General features: G+C 68.1%; 6 protein-coding genes and 1 pseudogene. 2 read left to right on the top strand and 5 right to left on the bottom strand.

The genetic code is table 11. The features are described from left to right. A pseudogene (locus ABJK26_RS06175) lies at window positions 1–108 on the bottom strand (iron ABC transporter substrate-binding protein); the annotation flags it as partial. Window positions 109–178: 70 nt separating this feature from the next. Next, window positions 179–955 carry a metalloenzyme gene (locus ABJK26_RS06180; protein WP_347241405.1) on the bottom strand — a complete coding sequence of 259 codons (777 nt, stop codon included), beginning with the start codon at window positions 953–955 and terminating at the stop codon, window positions 179–181. Window positions 956–1,031: 76 nt separating this feature from the next. On the opposite strand from ABJK26_RS06180, the gene ABJK26_RS06185 reads away from it, so the two are divergent. Continuing rightward, window positions 1,032–1,463, top strand: coding sequence for an OsmC family protein (locus tag ABJK26_RS06185; protein WP_347241406.1), 432 nt, complete (start codon window positions 1,032–1,034; stop codon window positions 1,461–1,463). Window positions 1,464–1,561: 98 nt separating this feature from the next. Here ABJK26_RS06185 and ABJK26_RS06190 read toward each other — a convergent pair whose 3' ends face one another. Genes ABJK26_RS06190 through ABJK26_RS06200 form a run of 3 tightly spaced genes read right to left on the bottom strand, consistent with a single transcriptional unit; the run spans window position 1,562 to window position 3,617 of the window. Continuing rightward, window positions 1,562–2,317 carry a C4-type zinc ribbon domain-containing protein gene (locus ABJK26_RS06190; protein ID WP_347241407.1) on the bottom strand — a complete coding sequence of 252 codons (756 nt, stop codon included), beginning with the start codon at window positions 2,315–2,317 and terminating at the stop codon, window positions 1,562–1,564. Then, a complete protein-coding gene (locus ABJK26_RS06195; RefSeq protein WP_347241408.1) occupies window positions 2,305–2,928 on the bottom strand; it encodes an MBL fold metallo-hydrolase in 624 nt (207 codons plus the stop codon). Before ABJK26_RS06195 ends, ABJK26_RS06190 begins: the two co-directional genes overlap by 13 nt. Next, window positions 2,925–3,617 (bottom strand): rhodanese-like domain-containing protein, encoded by a 693-nt coding sequence (locus tag ABJK26_RS06200; RefSeq protein ID WP_347241410.1) that lies wholly within the window; start codon window positions 3,615–3,617, stop codon window positions 2,925–2,927. The genes ABJK26_RS06195 and ABJK26_RS06200 overlap by 4 nt, the downstream gene beginning before the upstream one ends. Window positions 3,618–3,716: 99 nt before the next feature. Here ABJK26_RS06200 and ABJK26_RS06205 point away from each other — a divergent pair, with 99 nt between their 5' ends. Continuing rightward, on the top strand, window positions 3,717–4,184 hold the full coding sequence (locus tag ABJK26_RS06205) for an Hsp20/alpha crystallin family protein (RefSeq protein WP_347241411.1): 468 nt from the start codon (window positions 3,717–3,719) through the stop codon (window positions 4,182–4,184). The last annotated feature ends 152 nt before the right edge of the window (window positions 4,185–4,336 follow it).

The raw sequence follows: 4,336 nt of genomic DNA on the forward strand, positions 1-4,336 counted from the left end.
GGGTTCCACCAGGCTCTGTCCCCGTCCCGAGTAGATCGTGAGCGTGGGGCTTTGGGCGAGGGCGCCTAAGGCCGCGAAAGCCGCGAGGGTCAGAAGGTAGCGCTTCACCGTGGGTGCCTCCGTTCTCCTCGGGAGGGGCCCCTCCCGGGAAGGAGGGTACCCCGGGGTGGGGAAAATGTCAAGTATTCCGGTCGGATTTATTGGTTTTAGAAGCGATAATCGTTCGCAGCCAGGGAAATACGCCCGTGAGGTCCCTGGGCGGGGGCGGGGCCTCCCCGGTGTAGACCAGGGGGACCGGGTTGAGGGTGTGCCGGGGGTGCCAGGGCTCCTCGGCGTTGCCGTGGTCCGAGGCGAGGAGGAGGAGGCCGCCTTCGGCGAGGAAGCCCTGGAGGAAAAGGGTGAGCTCCCGGAAGCGGTCGGGGAGGCTTTCGGGGTGGCGGTGGGCGGCGAGGTCCAGGGCCCAGTACTCCAGGACCACGAGGTCAAAGCCCCGGGCTAGGGCCGCCGCCTTGGCCCCCGCCCCGTAGGGGTCCTCCCAGAAGCCGGGGGGAAGGGCCAGGGGGTGCCCCAGGGGAAGGAGGGGGAGGCCGGAAATCCTCGCCGCCTGGGCGAAGGCGGAAAGGAGGAGCCTTTTTCCCTCCGTGGCCCGCCTGAGGTACTCCGGGCGGTAGGCGTTGGCGTGGAGGACCTTCAGGCCCCTGCCCTTGGCCCAGGCGTAGAGGCTTTTCCTTAGGAGGGGCCTGAGCCTGGGGCTCGGGAAGGGGCCCTGGTGGTGGCCGAGGAGCTTGGCGGCGTTCTCCCCGGTGAGAAGGGCGGTCTGGCCCGTGCCCGACTGGGGCAGGCCCTCCACCCCCAAGGTGGCGTCCAGGGGATGGGGGGAAAGCTCCAGAAGAAGGGGGAAGAGGTCCGAAAGAGCCCCTCCCAGCCCCAGCCCGTCCACGAAGAGGAAGAGCACCCCCTTAGTGTAAAAGGTGGTGCCGTTTCCAACACCTTTGGGCAAGGCCGGGTATCCCGGTGGAGGAGGTGTCCTTATGCCGGTGAGGAAGGCCGAGGCCTTTTGGGAAGGGGGTTTGCGTTCGGGCAAGGGGGTTATGAGGCTGGGAAGCCAGGCCTTTGAGGGGCCCTATTCCTTCCCCTCACGCTTTGAGGAAGGCCCGGGCACCAACCCCGAGGAGCTCATCGCCGCGGCCCACGCGGGGTGCTTCTCCATGGCCCTGGCGGCCAGCCTGGAGCGGGAGGGCTTCCCGCCCAGGCGGGTTTTTACCGAGGCCAGGGTCCACCTGGAGATGGTGGAGGGCAAGGCTACCCTCACCCGGATTGAGCTCGTCACCGAGGCCGAGGTGCCGGGGATAACCCCGGAGAAGTTCCTGGAGATCGCCGAGGCGGCCAAGGCGGGCTGCCCCGTGTCCCGGGCGCTCGCGGGGGTAAAGGAGATCGCTCTTACGGCCCGCCTGGTGGGCTAAGCGCCCGCACCTTGGCTTTGCAACATGGGATGCCCGAGCTTGGTCTGTGGGAAAGCTCTTTTGGGGTCCCCACCGCGGCTTTTGCCGCGGTGGGGTACTTAGCCTTCCCCCTTCCACAGGAGGCGGCCGCAGGAGGGGCAGCGGGTGAGCTGCCCCTGGACCACTTTTTGCGCCACGTGGGTGGGCAGGACCACGTTGCACCCCTCGCAGCGGAAGACCTGGCCCTGGCGGAGTATGCGCACGATGCCGGTGCCCTTGCGGGCCCGGCGTATGGCCTCGTACTCCTTGAGCACGGAGGCGGGGATGCCCTGGGCCATGGCCTCCCGCTCCTCCCTGAGCTTTTGGATCTCCACCTCCAGGGCCTCCACCCTCAGGGCGTTTTCCTGGAGGAGGGCCTCGAGGCGGGGGCGGAGGCCGGCGAGACCCTCCTCTACCCGGGCGATCTGGGCCTCCACCTCCTCCATGGCCTCCATGATGGGGGTGGAGAGCTCCAGGAGCTCCTTGATGCGGTCCTTGATCTGCTGGATGCGGTTTTCGTACTGGGTCTGCTCCCGGGCGCTTTGGGCCTGTCGCTGCTCCGCCTCCGCCTGCTTCTCCTTGGCGGTGAGATCTTCTATGTCCAGGCTGTGCCGGGTGTAGGCCTTGCGCAGCTCCGCCTGGCGCTCCAAGAGGTCGCCCAGTTCCCGCTCCAGGGCATCCACCTGGGCCTTCACCGCCACGAGTTCCTCCGGGAGGCTTTCCGCCTCCTTCTTTAGCCGATCTATTTCCAGATCCTTTTCCTGAAGGGCGTAAAGGGCCTTCAGCGCCTCCAGCTGTCCCCGTTGAGGAGCGTCCGCCCCGTTCACGTTTCCCATTCTAACCCGGTGAGGAAGGGGTTCGTCCGGGCCTCGAGGCCCAAGCTCGTTCCGGGCCCGTGCCCGGGGTGGACCCGGGTTTTTGGGGGAAGGGCGAGGAGGCGCTTGAGGGACCGGAAGAGGGCCTGGGGGTCCGCTCCCGGCAGGTCGTAGCGGCCGATGCTCCCCCGGAAGAGGAGGTCCCCGGAGAAGACCTGGGCCCCTTCGGGGTCGTGGAAGGCCACGTGCCCCGGGCTGTGGCCGGGGAGGTGGAGGACATGGAACCCGAAAAGCCTCGCCCCCTCTTCCAAAGGCCTCACGGGGAGGGGGGGCTTGGGGATGGTGAAGCCCCAGGCCCGGGCGGCGAGGTCCGCCCCTTCGTAGAGGGGGAGGTCCAAGGGGTGGAGGTAGACGGGGAGGTCCAGGGTCTCCACCAGGGGGGCCACGGCCCCCACGTGGTCAAAGTGGGCGTGGGTGAGGAGGATGGCCCGGGGGGTGAGGCCGGTTTCTCGGAAGAGGGCGAAGAGCTTTTCCGGCTCGTCCCCGGGGTCAATGAGGACCGGGCCCTCTCTCGTCTCCACCAGGTAGGCGTTTTCCTGCAGGGGACCTAAGGCGATGGGAAAGACCCTCATGGCTCGGTGGGCAGGCCCTCCTGGAGCCACTCGTGCATGGAGCCCAGGTAGTTCCGGGCCCGGACCCCGAGGTTCCGGAGAACGAAGAAGGCCACGGCGCTCCGGGCCCTGGAGTGGCAGTAGACCCCCACTTCCTGGCCCGGCTCCAGGCCAAGCCGCTCCAGAACCTCCTCCGGGCTCAGGAAAAGCTCCAAGGGGGCGTTCCGGCTTCCCGGGATGCGCCCGCCCCGGGGGCAGCAGGGGGGGTGGACCTTGCCCTGGAACTCCTCAGGGCTCCGCACGTCCAGGAGGAGGGGGTGGCGGGCGGCCTCGTCGGCGGTGAGGAGCCAGTCCCGCCGGAGCCTGGCCACCACCCCGGTGCGCTCGGGCCTGGGCTCCTCCTTCTCCGTGGCGTAGGGCTCCCAGCCCTCGGTCCAGAGGGTCACCTCCAGCCCCCCCAGGCCCAAAAAGAAGGCGGTGCGGCAGAGGCGGCTCGTGAGCCCCTCGTCGTAGAGGACCGCGGGGCTTTTCAGGCCCAGGGTCTGGAAGAGCTCGGTGAGGCCCGCTTCCAGGGCCCTGAGCTCCGCTTCCTCCCGCAGGCGGAGCCGGGGGGCGGAGAGGTCCAGGTGGCGGGCTCCCGGGAGGTGCCCCGCCTCGTAAGCGGCCCGGGGGCGGGTGTCCACCAGGACGGCGTCCTTGGGCAGGTCCATAGGCCTGATTATAGAGGGCGCATGGGTAAGCCCAAAAGAGTAAGGGTACTTGACAAATATGCGCGCATGTGTTATTAGTGCACCTTGGAGGTGATGGGTATGGCTCTGGTGCGTAGGGACGCTCGCGCCACGGAGATCACGCCCTTCAGGACCTGGGGACCCCTCTCTCTCTTGGAGGAGGCCAACCGGCTCTTTGAGGAGGTGATGGGCGACTTCGCCCGGCCCTTGGCCACCGCCTACGTGGCCCCGGCGGACCTCTACGAGACCGACGAGGCCCTGGTCCTGGAGATGGCCATTCCCGGTCTTGCTCCCGAGGACCTGGAGGTGAGCCTCGAGGGCACCAAGCTCACCGTCCGGGGTCAGGTGAAGCCTCAGGAGGACGTGCGGGTGCGCCGCTACTACCTCCAGGAGATCCCCCACGGCTCCTTCGTGCGCACCTTCACCCTGCCCGTGGAGGTGAAGGCGGAGGAGGCCAAGGCGGAGTTCCGCCACGGGATCCTGAGGCTCACCCTGCCCAAGGTGGCCGAGGCCCGGGCCAAGCGGATCCCCATTGAGGTGGTCCAGTAGCCCTAGGCCCTGAGGAACCCCCTGGGGAAGCCCCAGGGGGTTTGCTGACGTTAGAGGCTGTCGTAAAAGGGTGGTATCCTTAAGGGGTGACTCTTAGAGCCCGCAAGGGCTACCTTGCCAGCCAGTCTGTGGTCACGAGCGGAGCTCGTACC

The sequence above is a fragment of the Thermus sp. genome, from assembly GCF_039793865.1.
GTDB lineage: Bacteria > Deinococcota > Deinococci > Deinococcales > Thermaceae > Thermus.

Bases quoted from the DNA above. Each gene is read 5' to 3' on its own strand.
- ABJK26_RS06185 (WP_347241406.1), top strand. From the start codon at position 1,032: ATGCCGGTGAGGAAGGCCGAGGCCTTTTGGGAAGGGGGTTTGCGTTCG.
- ABJK26_RS06190 (WP_347241407.1), bottom strand. From the start codon at position 2,317: ATGGGAAACGTGAACGGGGCGGACGCTCCTCAACGGGGACAGCTGGAG.
- ABJK26_RS06195 (WP_347241408.1), bottom strand. From the start codon at position 2,928: ATGAGGGTCTTTCCCATCGCCTTAGGTCCCCTGCAGGAAAACGCCTAC.
- ABJK26_RS06200 (WP_347241410.1), bottom strand. From the start codon at position 3,617: ATGGACCTGCCCAAGGACGCCGTCCTGGTGGACACCCGCCCCCGGGCC.
- ABJK26_RS06205 (WP_347241411.1), top strand. From the start codon at position 3,717: ATGGCTCTGGTGCGTAGGGACGCTCGCGCCACGGAGATCACGCCCTTC.